Source organism: Myxococcaceae bacterium JPH2 (genome assembly GCA_016458225.1).
Taxonomy (GTDB): domain Bacteria; phylum Myxococcota; class Myxococcia; order Myxococcales; family Myxococcaceae; genus Citreicoccus.
The window spans coordinates 270,104-288,366 of record JAEMGR010000016.1 but is presented as its reverse complement, the minus strand read 5'-3'; the positions used below and the strand labels follow the sequence as shown (position 1 = coordinate 288,366).

Genomic DNA, 18,263 nt, shown 5'->3' with positions numbered 1-18,263 from the left:
TGTCACTCCTCGCGACCCGGCCGCCCGCGGCGGGCGAGGATGGCTTTCGCCAGCTCCTCGAAGCCCCGCCCCTCGGGTGCCCGGGTGATGAATGCCGGCGGCGCGTCGATGCGGTCCAGCACCGCGCGCACGTTGGCCACGCCCACGCCCAGGGCAAATGCCTGGAACATCGGAGCGTCGTTGAAAGAATCCCCCGCATACACATAGCGGGAGTCGGTGGGGTCCAGGCGCTCGCCCCAGACGCGCCGGGCGAACAGGCGCGTCGCGCTCAGCTTGTCGAACCGGCCGAGCCAGCAGTTGACGTGCACCGATGAGCGCACCGCCGTGACGCCTCGCTCGCGCAGCAGCGACTCGATGCGCGCGGCGCCCGCGTCCCCCAGGCGGGCCTCCTCGTTGTAGTCCACCGCGAGGTCCACCTCGGTGTACGCGCTGTCCACGGACAGCCGCGCCCCTGGAACGCGGGCCAGCACCCGCCGCACCTCGGTCGTCAGGCGCTTGCGGTTGGCCGCGCGCTCGGCGGGCGGCTCGGCGTACACCTTGCGCAGCGCGCCCCGGGCGTTCCGGGTGAAGAACAGGCCGCCGTTCTCCACGATGACGCCGTCCACGGGGAGCTGGCGGGCCCAGGCCTCGCCCCACCCCGCCGGCCGACCGCTCACCAGCACCACGCGCAGGCCCGAGGCCGACAGGCGCTCCAGGGCCTGGATCGTCTGGCTGCGCAGCTTGTGGCCCGTGGTCAGCGTACCGTCCACGTCCGTGAACACACCGCGCACCGCGGACAGGTCCGCCTCCCGGAGCGGCCGGGGCATGGGGCGTTCCTCGCGAGCGCGACTCACATCACGTCCAACTGGGCGAGGAGCCCCTGGAACGACGCGATGGTGGCGTGCAGGTCCTCGGCGGAGAGCTGCGCGAAGGCGAGCTTGCGGGCCTTGCGCAGGAAGGCATCCAGCGCGGCGTCCCGGCCGTAGAGCGCCTGCCCCGCCGCCGCGGCCTCGGCGAGCGTCCGCGCCGCGCCGACCGCGTCGGTGGCCACGAGCGACAGCGCCCGCTCCAGCCGCACCCCACACGACGCCCAGACCTCGCGGTCGTGGATGATGAGGAGCTGCCGCTGATTGACGCCGGAGAGGCCGCGCACGAACGCGTCCAGCTCCTCCATCAACGCCAGGAGCTCCTCTCGCGTGGGACTGGCGCGGATGGCGAGCTGCCCCACCCCGGCGCGCATCTCGACGATGCGGCGCTTGTCCTGCGCGCGCAGGTTCCGATACGCGGCGGTGCGGCCAAAGGCATCCAGCTCTGTCTGGAGCTGCTGCGCGTTCCACTGCACATCCTCGGGCTCGGCCTCGCGCACCTTGGCGAGCCGCGCGGAGACGATGCGCGCCAGGTCGGCGGTGATGGCGCGGACGGTGACGGCCGCCTTCACCTCGGCCTCGTGGCCGGGGACGACCTGGGCGCGCGTCACGTCGCCGAAGGTGCTGACGGACTCGAACACGAGGCTGCTCATCTGCTCGCGGAAGCGCGCGCGGGTGCGCTGGATCTCCGCGAGGAGCATCCAGCGATCGCTCACCACGGAGGGGTTGCGCATGGCCTCGCCGAGCTGGGTGACGCCCTGGGCGAGCATCGCCATGGCGTCCTGGAGGAGCCCCGCGGCGTCGCGTGCGCTCGCGCTGCTGGAGGCGGGCGCGGGGAACTGCTCGCGGATGACATTGAGCAGCGCGTTGACGTCCATCACCGTGTCGCGGATGACGGGCGCCATCTCCTCCCACAACGACAGGTCGGGGCTGGAGTCCGCGACGGGGGACTCGTACTTCACCAGGTCCAGGTCGCTCAGGCGGGCGATGGCGTGGGCGGCCGCGAGATACACTTTTCGCAACCGCTCGGCGACGTCACGGTCCGCGAGGCCCTGGAGGATTTCTTCGAGCCTCGGGGTGAGCGAGGCCTGGGGGTTGTTTTCGGCAGCAGCAGACACGGGATTCCTACTCTAACGCTCGACTTCCGGCGCGGGGAGTTCTAGCACCGCCCGGGAGCCGAGGAACCAGTCCAGGAGCGCTACGGGATGATTCAGGTCTGTCTGCTGGAGGACGGCAAGATCCTCACGGGCGGCGAGGAACTGCTCGACCGACCGGGCCGCAAGTGGATCGACGTCAGCGAACCGACCGAGGAAGTCATGGGTCGGCTGGCCACGCGCTACGGACTGCACCGACTCGCGGTGGAGGACACGCTCCACCTGGATCAACGGCCCAAGCTGGAGGAATACCCGGGCCACCAGTTCATCGTCCTCCAGGGCTTCACGCGGGGTGCGGACGTGTGTCAGCTCACGCTGCACGAGCACCACTTCTTCCTCGCCGAAGACTGGCTCATCAGCGTGCACTCGCTGAACTTCCCGGGGTTCGAGTCGGTGTCCAAGCGGGTGAAGGATGATCCGCGAACGCTCCAGGAGCGGGGCACGGACTTCATCCTGTACATGCTCGCCGACACGTTGGTGGACGCGCAGTTCCCCATCCTCGACAGCTTCAGCGAGGAGTTGGAGGACCTGGAGGTGGCCATCTTCGAGCGGCCGGATCGCTCCCAGCTCCAGCGCATCTTCGAGCTGAAGCGGATGCTGGTGACGCTGCGGCGCGTGCTGTCCCCGCAGCGGGACGTGGTGAGCCTGCTGTCGCGCCGAGGCGTACCGTTCATCCACGAGCGCACGACGCTCTACTTCCGCGATGTGTATGACCACCTGGTGCGGCTGTACGAGCAGATCGACGCGGGCCGGGACATCGTGGGCAACGCCATGGATGGCTATCTCTCCATGGTGGCGAACAAGACGAACGACATCACCAAGCAGCTCACCATCTTCGCCACGTTGTTCCTGCCCCTGTCCTTCATCGTGGGCTTCTTCGGGCAGAACTTCGACGTGCTTTCGACGCCGCAGCACTACACCGCGATGTGGGCGATGATCGTCGGGTTCCCGCTGGGGCTCATCGCCTGGTTCAAATACAAGCAGTGGCTCTGAGCCGCGAGGATTCCATGCCACACATCACGACCGAGGATGGCCATTCCCTGCACTACCGCGACGTGGGCCAGGGCCCGGCGGTGCTGTTGCTGCATGCCTTTCCGCTCACGGGCGCCTCGTTCGACGCGCAGGTCGCGGCGCTGTCATCGCGCTACCGCTTCATCCTCCCGGACCACCGCGGCTTCGGGCGGACGGCGCCCGGCGAGGGCCCGCTCGAGATGAGCCGCATCGCTCGGGATGCGCTGGCCCTGCTCGACGCGCTCCAGGTGGACTCCGCGGTGGTGGGCGGCGTCTCCATGGGAGGCTATGCGGCCATGGCGCTCCTGCGAGAGGACGCGGGCCGGGTGCGTGGACTCGTGCTGGTGGACACGCAGGCCACCGCGGATGACGACGCGGGCCGGGAGCGGCGTGAGGCCAACGCACGCGAGGCCCTGGAGCACGGACCCGAGGCCGTCGTGAAGAGCCTGCTGCCCAAGCTGGTCGCCGAGGGCCCCGACTCGCCCGTGGGCCGTTGGGTCGCGGCCCAGATGCGCGAGGCCTCGCCCACCGGACTCGCCGCCGCCCAGCGCGGCATGGGCCTTCGCCCCGACAGCAAGGACATGCTCGCGCGCTACGCGGGGCCGGCCCTCGTGGTGGTGGGCGAGCAGGACGCCATCACGCCCCTGGAGAAGGCCCAGCAGATGGCGGGGCTGGTGGCGGGCGCGCGATTGGAGCTCATCCGTGGCGCGGCGCACCTGTCCAACCAGGAGCGGCCCGAGGAGTTCAACGCCGTGCTGAGAAGCTTCCTCGACTCGCTGTGAGCGACATGGCGGCGACACGCCTCACCGTGTCGCCAGCCACGGCCCCATCAGGGCGAACAGCAGCGCGGCCTGTCCCCAGGAGTGGCCCTCCAGCCCCGCGAGCAGGCGGGCCCACAGGGCGGCGAAGCGCCGTCGCTCCGGGAGCTGCAGCGCGGGCGGCAGCGCGGTCCAGCCTTCGTGGGTGATGCCCACGTAGGCGCCTCCCCGTGACGCCTCCACCGTGACCACGGCGCGCGTCTCCGCGCTGCCCCAGTCCGCGCGGTGGAAGTCCGCCACCACCTGATTCGGCCCGGGTGAGTGCAGGGCCACGTCCGCGCCCTCGAAGCCGCTGCGCCACCAGCGCGGATCGCTCATCGTCCCCAACACCGTTCGGGGCGGCTCGCGCGTCAGGGCCGCGGTGCCAATGGTCTGGCTCCACTCATAGCGAGACGTCCGGCCCGTGGTGACGAAGCGCTCCAGGCGCGACAGGAAGTCCACCCAGCCCGCGCGCAGGCTGTCTGCTTCGGCGGAGGTGCGCGCGCCGCGATCGGTGACTCCCACCAGCGTCCCCGCTGCCTCCGGAACCAGCTCGAACTGGATGTGGAAGACAGGCCCGAGGCCCATGAAGCGCCATTCCCAGCCCAGGAAGCGCTCAGGGACCCAGCGGGTCACCTGACCCAGGAAGCAGTCTCCATCTCCGAAATCGAAGCAGAACGAGCCCTCGGGGCCCAGGTCGCCCGAGTCAGCGAACCACCGCGACAGCCGAGGCCCCTCGGTGAGATCCCTCCAGACGTCCTCGGGGGGATGAGAGATGGGGGCCCGCAGGGTGACGACATGCATGACGCGCTCCGGGAGGTGGGCCGCCGGTGATCCCGCCGGGGCGGCCAGGAAAGACTCCGTTGGGGTGCCACGACACGGAAAGCCGCCTCCCCCGTCTGACATTGCGCGGCCCGCCTCGGGAGGTAGCACGGCGATAACAAATTTGTCGACCTGGCGAGGAGGGCAATGTCTGCGTTTCCCTCGGAAGAAACCCTCGAGAGGCTCAACAAAAGCAGCCACTTTCGAGCGCGACGCAATGACATCCAGACCCTACTGCCCGCAGGTAGCAGAACCTGTCGGAACCCAAACACTCACCCACTTCTCCCTCTCAAGCGCAATCCTTGCCACCAGGGCGCGCGCCTTGACGAGGCAGAGAACCGGCGATGTATAAACCATCTAACCCAAAGCAAGCGATTGCCCTCGCGGCACGGCCCTCCCTCCGGCCTGCCGCAAGCCATCACAGTTTTGTCTTCACGCAGGCCCGGGGTCCCCCATGCCCGCAACGCCGCTTCGCGACGATGTGAAGGAATCCCCTCCAGGCTCGGCGCCGCCCGAGCCCCTCGGTGACACTCGAACGTCCTGGCTGCCACGGCTCGCCGCGGTCGCACGGCGAGGCGTCTTCGGGCTCGCGGACTCCGAGGCGTCCTTCGCGCGGCGTGGCTTTCGCGGCGCGGGAGGCTCCACGCAGGCCCACCTGGAGCACATCGGTCGCACGTTCATCCTCGGCTACAACACGGCGCTGGAGACGCCGCGCGCGGACGGACTCGTGCCTCGGCTCCAGCACGTCGATGTCAGCATGCGTGGCTTCGCGTTCGAAGGCGCGGCCATGGCGCTGGCGTTGCTGGACACGCTCACGCCCTGGGGCCCATCGCGCGTGAATGCATTCCTGGAGGGCGGCGCGCAGTCTCATGTGTACATGGTGCACGTGGGCGCCGGATGGGCCTGGGCGCGCCTGCACCGCGACGCGCGACGCGCGCGCGCGGCGATGGATCCCCTGCTTGGCTGGCTGGGCGTGGATGGCTACGGCTTCCATCAGGGGTACTTCCATCCCCAGCAGTTCATCGAGCGACGCGCACGCCCCGGGCTGGGCGGCTATGCGGACCGCGCGTTCGACCAGGGCCTGGGGCGCAGCCTGTGGTTCGTGGAGGGCGCGCACGTCGAGCGCGTGGTGTCACGAATCTGGAGCTTCCCCACGTCCCGGCGCGCGGACCTGTGGGCCGGCGTGGGGCTGGCGTGCACCTACGCGGGTGGCGTGGAGCGCGAGGCATTGGGGGTGCTGCGGGACGCCGCGGACGACCACCTGCCGGCCCTGCGCCAGGGCGTCGTCTTCGCGGCGCGGGCGCGAGAGCGGGCGGGCAATCCCGTTCCCCATGTCACCTGGGCCTGCGAGGTGTTGTGCGGTCGCGGCTTCAGCGAGACCGCGGCCCTCGCCGAGTCCGCCCTGGAGGCCTGCGGCCCAGAAGACAGTGAAGACGCACCGCGCTTCGAGCGCTGGCGCCAGAACATCCAACGGGCCGTCGCGCCCCCCGCGAGGTCCTCATGAGCACGCTACGCACCCTCCTGACCCGGCACGCGGCGCGACTCGCCGCGCTGTGCGCCGTGCTCGTCCTGTATGGCTTCGCGCGCCTGCCGGAGCTGGGCTCAGCGGAGCGGACCGCCGCCGTCGCGCGCTTCCACTTCGAGCGCGAGCCCTTGCCCGTCGCGACACCGCGTCCGCCCGAGCGATACACCCGGGAGGTCAATCCCTCGCTCCAGCGCATCCAGGGATGGATCTCCGCGGTCGGTGCCGCCGTGGCGCTGCACGACCTGGACGCGGATGGGCTGCCCAACGACGTGTGCTACGTGGACACGCGAACGGACCAGGTCATCGTCGCGCCCGCCCCTGGCACGCCCGCGCGCTACGCCCCCTTCACGCTCGACGCGGCGCCGTTCGCCTGGGATGGCAAGACGATGGCGCCGATGGGCTGCCTGCCCGCCGACCTCAACGAGGATGGCTGGACGGATGTGGTCGTCTACTACTGGGGTCGCACGCCCCTCGCCTTCCTTCAGCGCCCGAGCGAGCCCGGCACGGCCTCGGCCTTGTCCGCGGAGCGGTTCGTGCGACAGGAGCTGGTCCCCGGCGGCGCGAGATTCTTCACCAACGCCGCCACCTTCGCGGACATGGACGGTGACGGACACCCGGAGTTGATCCTGGGCAACTACTTCCCGGACGGGGCCCACCTCCTCGATGTCCAGGCGACCGAGCCAGACGAGATGCAGGACTCGATGACGCGCGCCTTCAACGGCGGCGTCGACCACTGGCTGCGCTGGGTGAGTGCCACCTCCGGAGAGACGCCCTCCGTCACCTTCGCGGAGGTGACGGGCCTGCTCGATGATCCCGAGGAGGAATCGCTCGTCTCCCACGGGTGGACGCTCGCGCTCGGAGCAGCGGACCTGGACGGCGACGGGCTGCCCGAGCTGTACATCGCCAACGACTTCGGACCGGACCGGTTGCTGCACAATCGCTCGCAGCCCGGGAAGCTCCACTTCGCCCTGCTCGAAGGCCGCAAGAGCCTGGGGACGCCCAACTCCAAGGTGCTCGGCCGGGATTCGTTCAAGGGCATGGGCGTGGACTTCGGGGACACGAACGGCGACGGACTGCTGGACATCTTCGTCAGCAACATCTCCGCCGAGTTCTCGCTGTTCGAAAGCCACTTCCTGTTCGAGAGCACGGGCGAGCTGTCACGGATGCGCGAAGGCGTGGCGCCCTACGTGGACACCAGCGAGGAGCGCGGCGTGGCGCGCAGCGGCTGGGGCTGGGAGACGCGCTTCGGCGACTTCGACAACGACGGCACGCTCGAAGCCACACAGGCCACCGGCTTCCTCGCGGGCACCGTGGATCGCTGGCCCGAGTTGCAAGAGCTGGCCACGGCCAATGACTCACGACTGCGCCACCCCGAGAGCTGGCCCCGGTTCCAGGCCGGCGATGACCTGAGCGGGCATCAGCACAATCCCTTCTACGTGCGCGATGCGACAGGGCGGTACCAGGACCTCGCGGTCGACGTGGGCCTGGGGGCCACCGAGGTCACCCGCGGCATGGCCACCGCGGATGTCGACGGAGATGGCGCGCTCGACCTGGCCATCGCCAATCAATGGGCTCCCTCGTACCTCGCGCACAACCGTGCGCCCGCGCCCGGCGCCTTCCTGGGCTTGAGGCTGTTGCGCCCGGTGGGCGGCGACGCGGGCGGCACGGTGACGGTCGTGCCCGGGCTGCCTCGCGAGGGAGGCAAGGCCACCCCCGTGATTGGCGCGGCGGCCGAGGTGATTCTGCCCGATGGGCGTCACCTCGTCGGACAGGTGGATGGCGGCAACGGGCACTCCGGCAAGCGCAGCCCGGAGCTTCACTTCGGCCTGGGGGTGGTTCCCATCAACACGCCCATCACCGTGCGCGTGTCATGGCGAAGTGCCTCTGGACAGCTCCAGCACCAACAACTCTCGCTCACGCCTGGCTGGCACACCCTGCTGCTGGGGCGCGTGAACTCGGAGGTCACGCCATGAAGACCTGGGCCGGCTCGCTTCGCCTCGGGGGCCTTCGCCGCTTCGCTGTCGCCATCACCGTCCTCAATCTCCTGGGACACTCGGTGCTGGGGTTCGAGATGGCCTGGGCCCATCCGCTCGTCGCGCTGGGTACGGCGTACGCGATGGAGCTGATGCTGGAATGGCTGGAGGCGCGCGCGCAGGGACGCGCGCCGCGCTTCACGGGAGGCGTGAAGGCACTCGTCGACTTCCTCCTGCCCGCGCACATCACCGGCCTGGCGGTGGCCATGCTGCTGTATGCCAATGCGCGCCTTGCTCCCGTGGCCTTCGCGTCGGCGGTGGCGATCGCGTCCAAGGCCCTGTTTCGCGCGCCTGTCGAAGGGACGTGGCGCCACTTCCTCAATCCCTCCAACTTCGGCATCAGCGTGACGCTGGTGGCGTTCCCCTCCGTGGGGATCGCACCGCCGTACCAGTTCACCGAGAACCTATTCGGCGTGGGCGACTGGGTATTGCCTGCCGTCATCGTCTGCACGGGGACGTTCCTCAATGCGCGCTTCACGCAGCGACTGCCGCTCATCGCCGGGTGGCTCGGAGGCTTCGCGTTGCAGGCGATGCTCCGCGCGTGGCTGATGAATGGCGCCATCATGCCGCCGCTCATGCCCATGACGGGCGTGGCCTTCGTCCTCTACACCTTCTACATGGTGACGGATCCCGGGACGACGCCGCGCCAGCCCTTGGCCCAGGTGCTGTTCGGCGCCAGCGTGGCCGCCGCCTACAGCCTGCTGGTGGGCCGGCACATCGTCTTCGACCTCTTCTTCTCCCTGACGCTGGTGTGCCTGGCACGCGGCGCCCTGCTGTACGCGCGCGCCCTGCTCCCCCGACGTGACGCTCCGCCCGCTGCCCTCGCCACCTCAGCGGGGGGTGAGCCGCACTCATGAAAGACATACCGCTCGCCGTCGTCGGGCTCGCGTGTCGGTATCCAGACGCGAGTTCGCCAGCGGAGCTTTGGGAAACGGTCGTCGCCCAGCGTCGCGCCTTCCGTCCCATGCCCGCCGCGCGCCTCCGGTTGGAGGACTACTTCTCCGAGGATCCACACGCCGCCGATCGAACACCCGTGCGAGAGGTCGCGGTGTTGGAGGGCTATGTCTTCGATCGCCTGCGCTTCCGCGTCGCGGGCAGCAGCTTCCGCTCCGCGGACATGACGCACTGGCTGGCCTTGGAGGTGGCGGCGGATGCGCTGCGCGATGCGGGGCTGGATGAAGGGCGTGACCTTCCGCGCGAGACCACCGGCGTCGTGGTGGGCAACACGCTGACCGGCGAGTTCTCGCGCGCGCAGGGCTTGCGGCTGCGCTGGCCCTATGTCCGGCGGATGGTGGAGGACGCCCTCGGGCGGGAGCGATGGGAGCCGGAGCGGCTCGCGCTCTTCCTCGCGAGTCTGGAGGATCGCTTCAAGGCCCCGTTCCCGCCCGTGGGCGAGGAGACGCTGGCCGGAGGCCTGTCCAACACGATCGCGGGCCGTATCTGCAACCACTTCGACCTGAAGGGCGGCGGCTTCACGGTGGATGGCGCGTGCGCGTCGTCGCTGCTCGCGGTGACTCAGGCGTGCGGCGCGTTGGTGGCGGGGGACCTGGACGTGGTGCTCGCGGGCGGAGTGGACCTGAGCCTCGATCCCTTCGAGCTGGTGGGCTTCGCCAAGACGGGCGCGCTGGCCCTCGAGGACATGCGCGTCTACGACGATCGCTCCGCGGGCTTCTGGCCCGGCGAGGGCTGCGGCTTCGCGGTGCTGATGCGCCATGACGACGCGGTGGCGCGAGGGCTGCGCGTGCGCGCCTGGGTCCGGGGCTGGGGGGTGTCGTCGGATGGACAAGGAGGACTCACGCGCCCCGAGGTCGAAGGGCAGCGGCTCGCCTTGCGCCGCGCCTATCACCGCGCCGGCTTCGGCATCGACACCGTGGGCTACTTCGAGGGCCACGGCACCGGCACCGCGGTGGGGGACGCCACCGAAATCCAAGCCCTCTCGACGGCCTTGCGCGAAGCGGGGGCACCTCGCTCTGTCGCGGCGGCGCTCGGCTCGGTGAAGGCAAACATCGGGCACACGAAGGCCGCTGCGGGACTCGCGGGATTGATCAAGGCCATCCAGGCGCTCGAAGCCCGCGCCCTGCCGCCGATGCCAGGAGCAGGTCGGCCGCACGCGCTGCTGCGGGGCGAGGCTCCGGTGCTGCGCGTCCTGCACGACGTGGAGGAGTGGCCCGACTTCGGTCCGCCCCGCGCGGCAGTCAGCGCCATGGGCTTCGGCGGCATCAACACGCATGTCGTGTTGGAGGCGCCCACGTCGACGCGGCGCGCCCCGCTGGGGCTCCGCGAACGTCGACTGGCCGCATCCGCGCAGGACGCGGAGCTGTTCCTGCTGGGCGAGGCCAACCGCGAAGCCCTGGCCGCTCGCGTCGGCGTGCTTCGCGAACAGGTTCCGCAGCTGTCGCGCGCGGAGCTGGTGGACCTCGCGTTCGAGCTGCAACGCAGGGCGGGAGGCTCGCGGTTCCGAGCCGCGCTCATCGCATCCACGCCGGGGGAGCTGAGGACTCAGCTCGACAGCCTCGCCCGCGCGTTGGCCGAAGGCGTGACCTCACGATGCGATGTCGAGGCAGGACTGTTCCTGGGCGAAGGCGCGCGAGCTCCCCGCATCGGGTTCCTGTTTCCGGGCCAGGGCTCTCCCGCGCATCTCGGAGGTGGAAGCTGGCGGCGCCGCTTCGCGTCCGTCCGCGACTTGCTGGAAGCCCGCGTGCCGGAGGATGGGCCAGACGCCACGGTGGACACCGAGGTGGTTCAGCCGGCCATCGTCGCGGCATCGCTGGCGGGCCTGCGCGTGCTCGCGGAAGCAGGCGTCGTCGCCGAGGTCGCGGTGGGCCACAGCCTCGGGGAGTTGACCGCGCTGGGTTGGGCGGGGGCGATGGATGAAGCCCCACTGCGTGCGCTCGCGCGGGCTCGGGGACAGGCCATGGCCGCGCTGGGTGTGCCTTCCGGAGCCATGGCGGGAATCGCCGCGGACCGTGCACGCGTGGAGCCCCTGCTCGTCGGCCTCGAGGCCAGCGTGGCCGCCTGTAACTCGCCTCGCCAGACGGTGGTGTCGGGCGAAGCGCGGGCGGTGGACATCGCCACGGCACGCGCACGAGAGCAAGGGCTCGCGGTCGCGCGGCTCGCGGTGTCCCATGCCTTCCACTCACCGCTCATGGCTCCGGTCGCGGAGTCGCTGCGTGCCTCCCTCGCGAGGACCTCGTTCCTTCCACTGCGCCGGGCCGTCGCCTCCACCGTGAGCGGGCGGTTGATCGGCGCGAATGAGGATCTCCGCGCGCTGTTGCTGGAACAGCTCACCGCGCCGGTTCGCTTCACGTCGGCGATGGAGGCCGCCGGCCCCGTGGACCTCTGGCTGGAGGTCGGACCGGGACAGGTCCTTACGGGCCTGGGAGCAGACAATGTCTCCACGCCCATCGTGGCGCTCGATGTCGGCGGTGCCTCGCTGCGGGGACTTCTGCGCGCGGTCGGTGCGGCGTTCGCGATGGGAGCCCCCTGCGTCCCCTCCGCGCTGTTCGACGGGCGATTCACCCGGCCGTTCGATCCCTCTCGCAAGCTCTCGTTCTTGGAGAATCCTTGCGAGAGCGCCCCCATCCCCGACAGCGCCGCGCCGCGAGATCCGCGTCCGGTCGCGCAGCCCGAGAAGACGACGGGCCGCGACGACAGTCCACCCGAGGCGCGGGCCCAGGGCTCCGCGCTGGAAGTCGTTCGACGACTCGTCGCCGCTCGCGCAGAGCTTCCGGAGCAGGCCATCGGTGATGACGACCGCCTCCTGGGTGACCTGCACCTCAACTCCATCAGCGTGTCGCGCATTGCCACCGAGGCCGCTCGGGTGCTCGGCCTTCCCCCGCTCCTCGCGCCGCTGGAGTTCGCCCACGCGCAAGTGCGAACGCTGGCCCAGGCCCTGGAAGACCTGCGTCGCGAAGGGGCCCACACGCGCGAGCCTGCCGCATCCCTTCCCGACGGCGTGGATGCTTGGGTCCGCGCCTTCGCCGTCACGTGGAGTCCACGCCCGCTCGCGCCACCCGGACCGCACGCCTGGCCTCCCGGTGCATGGACCGTCTTCTCTTCCGCGTCGGAGGCCCGCGCGACGGAGCTGAGCGCGCGTCTGAACGCAGTCTGTCCGGGCCCTGGCATCGCGGTGGTCGTCTCCCCAGTGACGACCGAGGCGGATGCCCTGATGCTACTCCGAGCCGCGCACGCCGCGCTGGAGGGGCGTGGGCCGATGCGCTTCCTGGTCGTCCAGCACGAAGGCGGGTGCGCGGCCTTCGCGCGTTCGCTCCGCCTCGAGGCGCCCGACCTCGCGGTGGGAGTGGTCGATGTCCCCGAGGCTCATCCTCAAGCCCTGGAGTGGGTGCTCGCGGAGGCGCGTGCCCTGAGTCCTGGCATGCGCGAATGCCGCTACACCCGCGAGGGCGTCCGTGAAGAGCCCGAGCTGCGCCCACTGTTCCCCGCCAAGGAAGTCACACCCGGGCTGGATACGAACGACGTCCTGCTCGTCACGGGCGGAGGAAAGGGCATCACGTACGAGTGTGCCTTTGAGCTCGCGCGCAGCAGTGGGGCGCGGCTCGGACTGCTCGGCCGCTCTCGCCCAGAAGAAGACGCCGTGCTCGCCACGAACCTCCAGCGACTCGAGGCCGCGGGCATTCGTGCCAGCTATGTCGCCGCGGACGTCACGGTTCCGGAGGCCGTTCACCGAGCGGTGCGCGAGCTGGAGGCGACACTGCGGGGCCCCATCACGGGGGTGCTGCACGGCGCGGGGCTGAACGTTCCTCGACCGCTGGCTCGGCTCGATGAATCCTCGCTGCGCGCGACCCTGGCCCCCAAGGTCGAGGGCCTGAAGAACGTGCTCGCGGCGGTGTCCGCCGAATCCGTGCGCCAAGTCATCGGGTTTGGCTCGGTCATCGGTCGACTGGGCTTGGAGGGACAAGCCGACTACGCGCTCGCCAATGCGTGGCTCACGCGCGAAGTGGAGCGCTGGGGCGCGCAGCACCCCGCGTGCCGGTGCCTCTGCGTGGAGTGGTCCATCTGGTCCGGACTCGGCATGGGTGAACGGCTGGGACGCGTGGAGGCGCTCGCCCAGCGCGGCATCCAGGCCATTCCTCCAGAACAAGGCGTGGCCATGCTGCGAGCCCTCCTCGCGACACCCTCGTCCCCTGTGGCGGTGGTGGTGAGCGGACGCATGGGCGCGCAGCCCATGCTCTCTGCGGCATCCGGCGCCCTGCCCTTCCTGCGGTTCGTTGAGCAGGTGCGCGTGCATCAGCCCGGGGTCGAGCTGGTGGTGGACATCGAGCTGTCCGACGGGACCGACCTGTCCTTGGATGAGCATGTCTTCCGAGGCGAGCGGCTGTGGCCCGCGGTGCTCGGCCTGGAGGCAATGGCCCAGGTGGCCACGGCGCTGATGGGGCACGAGCGAGCCCCCGACTTCGAGCAGGTGCGCTTCGAGCGGCCCGTGGTGGTGCCCCCAGGCACGCGCCGCACGCTGCGCATCGCCGCGCTGGCAACCGCCACGGACTCAGTGGACGTGGTGGTGCGCTCCGAGGAGACTAACTTCCAGGTCGACCACTTTCGCGCGACGTGTCGCGCGTCCGCGCAAAGCCTCACATCCTCGCGCTCGGAGCGCTGGCCCGTGCCCAGTGAGGAGGCGCAAGCGCACCAGGGGCTTGAACCGGAGCGAGACTTGTATGGCCGCCTCTTCTTCCACTCCGGGCGCTTCCAGCGCATCGCGCGCTACCTCCGGCTGCGCGCGACGGAGTGCGTGGCGGAGCTGACCGGCACACCCGATGCGCCATGGTTCGCGCGCTACCTGCCCGCGCGGCTCGTGCTCGGCGAGCCCTCCACGCGAGACGCGGCGCTGCACGCCATCCAGGCATGCATTCCGCACGGGCTGCTGTTGCCCGTGGGCGTGGACTCCATCCGCCGCGCCGCCACGAGCGAAGAGCCACGACACGTCATCGCGCGAGAGCGGTCGAGCGACGGCCAGCTCTTCACCTACGACGTGGAGCTGTGCGACGCGCGGGGTGAGGTCCTGGAGCGATGGGAGGGCCTGCGCTTGCAGCGAATCGAATCGCCCCCAGAGCCCACCGAGTGGCCCGCGTCCCTGCTCGCGCCGTACATGGAGCGACGCATCGGGGAGCTGCTGCCCGGGGCCACGCTGCACGTCGCCTTGGATGCACGACCCGACGAAGTGCGCCCCGGCCGCACCGACCGGGTGCTGCGCTCCGTCATGGGCGCGACCGGCGCTGTCTTCCGCCGCCCAGATGGCAAGCCTGTTCCCACGAACGGAGTGGGTGCCTCCGCCTCGCACGCGGGCACACTCACCATGGCGGTGACCGGGCCGGGCAGCGTCGGCTGCGACATGGAGCCCGTGGAGGCGCGCACCCCGCCCGTGTGGCGCGAGTTGCTCGGACCCGAGCGCTCGGCCCTCGCGGAGCTGGTGGCCCGTGAGCACGGCGAAGACCTGGCGAGCGCCGCCACGCGCGTGTGGACCGCCATCGAGTGCCTGAAGAAGGCAGGCCTGCCCGCGGCCACGCGGCTGGCCATCGCCGGAGCGGAGCCGGATGGATGGATTGTGTTCGGCGCGGGCTCGCGGCGGGTGGCCACGCTGCGCACCCACCTGCGCGAGCACCCGGGCCCGCTGGTCCTCGCGACCCTGAGCGGAGGCGACGATGCGAGCGTTTGAGTACCGGCACACCGTGGCCTTCGAGGAGACCAACCTGGTGGGCAACGTGTACTTCGTGAACCACCTCCGGTGGCAAGGCCGCTGTCGCGAGTTCTTCCTGCGCGAGCACGCGCCGTCCACGCTCTCCCAGCTCGGCCTGGGGCTCGCGTTGGTGACGACTCGCGTGGCGTGCGACTACCTCGACGAGGTCCGGGCCTTTGACGAGCTGCTCATCCTGATGCGGCTGGGAGGACTGTCACGCAACCGCGTGACGATGCGCTTCGACTACCTGCGGCTGGCCCATGGCCAGCGCGAGCCGGTGGCGCGGGGCGACCAAGAGATTGCCTGCATGTCGCGCCAGGGCGGGCGCAACGAACCCACGCCCTTTCCCGCCGAGCTTCGCGCCGCGCTCGATGCGTTTGTCGTTCGTTGACCGCTTCCCTCGCGAGGACACCCATGGCCCCCAAGAGCCCCGACCGCCGCATGCACCTGCCCGATGTCGAGTCCCATGAGTCCTCGTGTCATTACGGGGCGCTCATCCGACAGGCGCGAAGCGCGGGCTTCCCCCCGCCGCAAATCTGGCACCTGTTTGCCTTCAAGCCCTCGCGAGGCGCGGCCCTGTCACGCTTCACGCAGGAGGTGATGCGCGGGCCTTCGCCGTTGTCGCCCGGGATGCGCGAACTCATCGCCGCGTATACGTCCCGAGGGAACGAATGCGCGTTTTGAACGGGCTCTCACGCCGCGGTCGCGGCGGAACTGTTGCAATCCCCCGACATGGTTCAAGCCGTCCTTCGGGACGCATCGACCGCGCCCATCTCGGACGCGGAGAAGGCGCTGTTCGTCTTCATCGACACGCTCAATCTGCGCTCGAGCGCGCTGGGCCGAGAGGACGTGGACGCGCTGCGCGCCGTGGGATGGACGGACGAAGCCATCTACGACGCCGTCAGCGTCTGCGCCCTCTTCAACTTCTACAACCGGTGGATCGACGGCACGGGCGTCCAGGACATGAGCGCGCCGCTCTATCAAGCCTCCGGGCAGCGTCTGGCGGAGTTTGGCTATGCGCCACCTGAAGACCCTCCCGATTCCTCCGACCCGTGATGCGTTGGGACTGGGCTTGGCGGGCCGGCGTCCACTCGTGCTCCGGTCTCTGGGGCTCGTGGGGCTCGTGCTCGCCTGGGCGCTCGCGGTGGCCCTGGCGCGCTCGACCCCCGTCCCCTCTCCCTTGCGAGTCGCCGCGGGAATGCTGGAGCTGGTGCAGCGACAGGTCATCGTCCGGCACACGGTGGCCTCGCTGTTTCGCGTGACGTGGGGGTATCTCGGGGCGCTCGCCCTCGCGTTGCCGCTCGGACTGCTGCTGGGCTGGTTTCGCCGGGGCGAGCTGGCGCTCTCACCGCTTCTCCAAGTGCTGCGGCCCATCTCGCCGCTCGCCTGGATTCCCATCTCCATCCTCTGGTTCGGCGTGGGGGATGTCTCGGCCATCTTCATCATCTTCCTGGCCTCGTTCTTCCCCTTGGTGACCACGGTGGCGAGCGCCGTGCGGGGCGTCCCCGAGGTCCACCTGCGCGCGGGCCGCAACTTCGGGCTCACTTCCGCGGCCCTCCTCTGGCGCGTGGTGCTGCCGGCCGCAATCCCACGCATCTTCGTGGGGATGCGCCTCACGCTGGGCGTGGCCTGGCTCGTGGTGGTGGCGGCCGAGATGCTCGGGGTCAACTCGGGTCTCGGCTTTCTCATCCTCGACGCACGCAACGCGGGCAATCGCTACGACCTGGTGATGGCGACCATGGTGCTCATCGGGGGCATCGGCGTGGGACTGGATGCACTCATGCGCTGGCTTCAGCGCGCGATGGACGGGAGCACGCGATGACTGGCCCGATGCCCAAGCTGCGCCTGCGCGGACTCCACGCGCGCTTTCCCACTGAACAAGGCGAGCGGTCCGTCCTCGAGGACGTGAACCTGGAGGTGGAGTCCGGCGAGTTCGTGTGCCTGTTGGGCCCCTCGGGCTGCGGCAAGTCGACACTGCTCAACATCGTGGGCGGGTTCCTCGCGCCCGCCGAGGGTGAGGTGCTCGTGGACGGGCAGCCCGTCACCGGACCGGATCCCCGGCGCATCTTCGTCTTCCAGGAGCGAGGCACCTTTCCCTGGCTGACCGTGGAAGGAAACATCGGGTTCGGCCTCGCGCATCGTCCCGCCTCGGAGCGCCGCGAGCGCGTGGCGCGCGCCGTGGCCCGCGTGGGCCTGACAGGCTTTGAGCGCGCCTATCCGCACGAACTCTCCGGAGGGATGAAGCAACGCGTGGAGGTGGCCCGCGCCCTGGCGGTGGATCCAGACGTGCTCTACATGGACGAGCCCTTCGGGGCACTCGACTCCATCACCCGCCTGGAGATGCGCTCGGAGCTGCTGCGCATCTGGTCCGAGGCACGCAAGACGGTCCTCTTCGTCACCCACGACATCGACGAGTCCGTGCAGCTCGCGGACCGCGTCGCGGTGATGTCGGCGCGCCCCGGCCGCATCCGGCGCGTGGTGGACATCGACCTGCCTCGCCCGCGAGACCTCAGCGCGCCGCGCTACCTGGCCTTGCGCGACACGCTCATGGCGGAGCTGGGATTGGCCCATGGCATCCGCGGTCTCGTGCCGCCACGCCAGGAGAGCGCATGATGCGCCGCCGCCTGGAGCATGTGGGCCTGCCGCTCCTCGCCAGCGCGGTGCTGGTGACCCTCTGGCACCTCGCGGTGGTCCACACCGGCACCAAGATCTTCCCCTCGCCGGCGGCGGTGGCGCGGGGCCTGGGCGAGCTGCTGCGCCGCGGAGTCCTGGGGACGTACCTGCTGGATTCGCTGCGGCGCGTGGCCCTGGGGACGGGCCTCGCGGTGATGCTCGGCGTACCCTTGGGGAGTTGGATGGGGTTGCAGCGCGAGGCGGCGCTCGCTATCGACCCCGTCGTCCAATGGCTGCGGCCCATCAGTCCGCTGGCCTGGAGTCCGTTGGCCATCGTGCTGTGGGGCGTGGGAGAGCCGGCCACGGTGTTCCTCATCTTCCTCGCCGCGATCTTTCCCATCACCACGGCGGCCACGAGCGCGGTGCAGGCCATTCCCGAAGTCCACCTGCGCGCGGGCCGCAACTTCGGACTGGGCCCGGGCGCGCTGTGGCTGCGCGTGCTCCTACCCGCGTCGATTCCGGACTTGCTGGTCGCGCTGAGAATCACGCTGGGCATCGCCTGGCTGGTGGTGGTGGCCGCGGAGATGCTCGCGGTCGACTCGGGCCTCGGCTACCTCATCATCGACGCGCGCAACGCCGGCAAGCGCTACGACCTCGTGGTGGCGGGAATGCTGCTCATAGGCTGCGTGGGTTGGGCCATCGACGCGGGTGTGCGCCGACTGGAAAGACTTCACCCCGTCCGCTGGGGCTTTCCGGACCAGGGAGGATGACC

General features: G+C 70.3%; 14 protein-coding genes. 11 read left to right on the top strand and 3 right to left on the bottom strand.

Going from position 1 to position 18,263, the window contains the following annotated elements; all coding sequences use genetic code 11:
* Positions 1–2 precede the first annotated feature (2 nt).
* Both JGU66_24480 and JGU66_24475 read right to left on the bottom strand, forming a co-directional pair.
* A complete protein-coding gene (locus JGU66_24480) occupies positions 3–806 on the bottom strand; it encodes an HAD-IIB family hydrolase (GenBank protein ID MBJ6763941.1) in 804 nt (267 codons plus the stop codon).
* 23 nt (positions 807–829) lie between these two features.
* A complete protein-coding gene (locus tag JGU66_24475) occupies positions 830–1,963 on the bottom strand; it encodes a hypothetical protein (protein ID MBJ6763940.1) in 1,134 nt (377 codons plus the stop codon).
* A gap of 87 nt (positions 1,964–2,050) precedes the next feature.
* On the opposite strand from JGU66_24475, the gene corA reads away from it, so the two are divergent.
* Both corA and JGU66_24465 read left to right on the top strand, forming a co-directional pair.
* Complete coding sequence (gene corA / locus JGU66_24470) at positions 2,051–2,992, top strand: magnesium/cobalt transporter CorA (protein MBJ6763939.1); 942 nt, start codon at positions 2,051–2,053, stop codon at positions 2,990–2,992.
* Positions 2,993–3,006: 14 nt separating this feature from the next.
* On the top strand, positions 3,007–3,792 hold the full coding sequence (locus JGU66_24465; protein ID MBJ6763938.1) for an alpha/beta fold hydrolase: 786 nt from the start codon (positions 3,007–3,009) through the stop codon (positions 3,790–3,792).
* Between the two features lie 21 nt (positions 3,793–3,813).
* Here JGU66_24465 and JGU66_24460 read toward each other — a convergent pair whose 3' ends face one another.
* A complete protein-coding gene (locus JGU66_24460) occupies positions 3,814–4,611 on the bottom strand; it encodes an SRPBCC domain-containing protein (protein MBJ6763937.1) in 798 nt (265 codons plus the stop codon).
* Positions 4,612–5,083: 472 nt separating this feature from the next.
* Here JGU66_24460 and JGU66_24455 point away from each other — a divergent pair, with 472 nt between their 5' ends.
* From JGU66_24455 to JGU66_24415, 9 genes are all read left to right on the top strand, one after another.
* Positions 5,084–6,133 (top strand): DUF1702 family protein, encoded by a 1,050-nt coding sequence (locus JGU66_24455; GenBank protein ID MBJ6763936.1) that lies wholly within the window; start codon positions 5,084–5,086, stop codon positions 6,131–6,133.
* A 1,588-nt stretch (positions 6,134–7,721) separates the two neighbouring features.
* Positions 7,722–9,044: an RnfABCDGE type electron transport complex subunit D gene (locus JGU66_24450; GenBank protein MBJ6763935.1), complete on the top strand. Its 1,323-nt coding sequence runs from the start codon at positions 7,722–7,724 to the stop codon at positions 9,042–9,044.
* A complete protein-coding gene (locus tag JGU66_24445) occupies positions 9,041–14,857 on the top strand; it encodes an SDR family NAD(P)-dependent oxidoreductase (GenBank protein ID MBJ6763934.1) in 5,817 nt (1,938 codons plus the stop codon). Before JGU66_24450 ends, JGU66_24445 begins: the two co-directional genes overlap by 4 nt.
* Entirely contained in the window at positions 14,844–15,269 is a 426-nt protein-coding gene (locus JGU66_24440; GenBank protein MBJ6763933.1) for an acyl-CoA thioesterase, read from the top strand. Before JGU66_24445 ends, JGU66_24440 begins: the two co-directional genes overlap by 14 nt.
* A gap of 23 nt (positions 15,270–15,292) precedes the next feature.
* A complete protein-coding gene (locus tag JGU66_24435; GenBank protein ID MBJ6763932.1) occupies positions 15,293–15,562 on the top strand; it encodes a peroxidase in 270 nt (89 codons plus the stop codon).
* 48 nt (positions 15,563–15,610) lie between these two features.
* Positions 15,611–15,934, top strand: a complete 324-nt coding sequence (locus JGU66_24430) for a peroxidase (protein ID MBJ6763931.1) — start codon at positions 15,611–15,613, stop codon at positions 15,932–15,934.
* Positions 15,894–16,700 carry an ABC transporter permease gene (locus tag JGU66_24425; protein MBJ6763930.1) on the top strand — a complete coding sequence of 269 codons (807 nt, stop codon included), beginning with the start codon at positions 15,894–15,896 and terminating at the stop codon, positions 16,698–16,700. The genes JGU66_24430 and JGU66_24425 overlap by 41 nt, the downstream gene beginning before the upstream one ends.
* An 8-nt stretch (positions 16,701–16,708) precedes the next feature.
* Positions 16,709–17,491: an ABC transporter ATP-binding protein gene (locus JGU66_24420; protein ID MBJ6763929.1), complete on the top strand. Its 783-nt coding sequence runs from the start codon at positions 16,709–16,711 to the stop codon at positions 17,489–17,491.
* Positions 17,488–18,261, top strand: coding sequence for an ABC transporter permease (locus JGU66_24415; GenBank protein ID MBJ6763928.1), 774 nt, complete (start codon positions 17,488–17,490; stop codon positions 18,259–18,261). The genes JGU66_24420 and JGU66_24415 overlap by 4 nt, the downstream gene beginning before the upstream one ends.
* Positions 18,262–18,263: the final 2 nt, after the last annotated feature.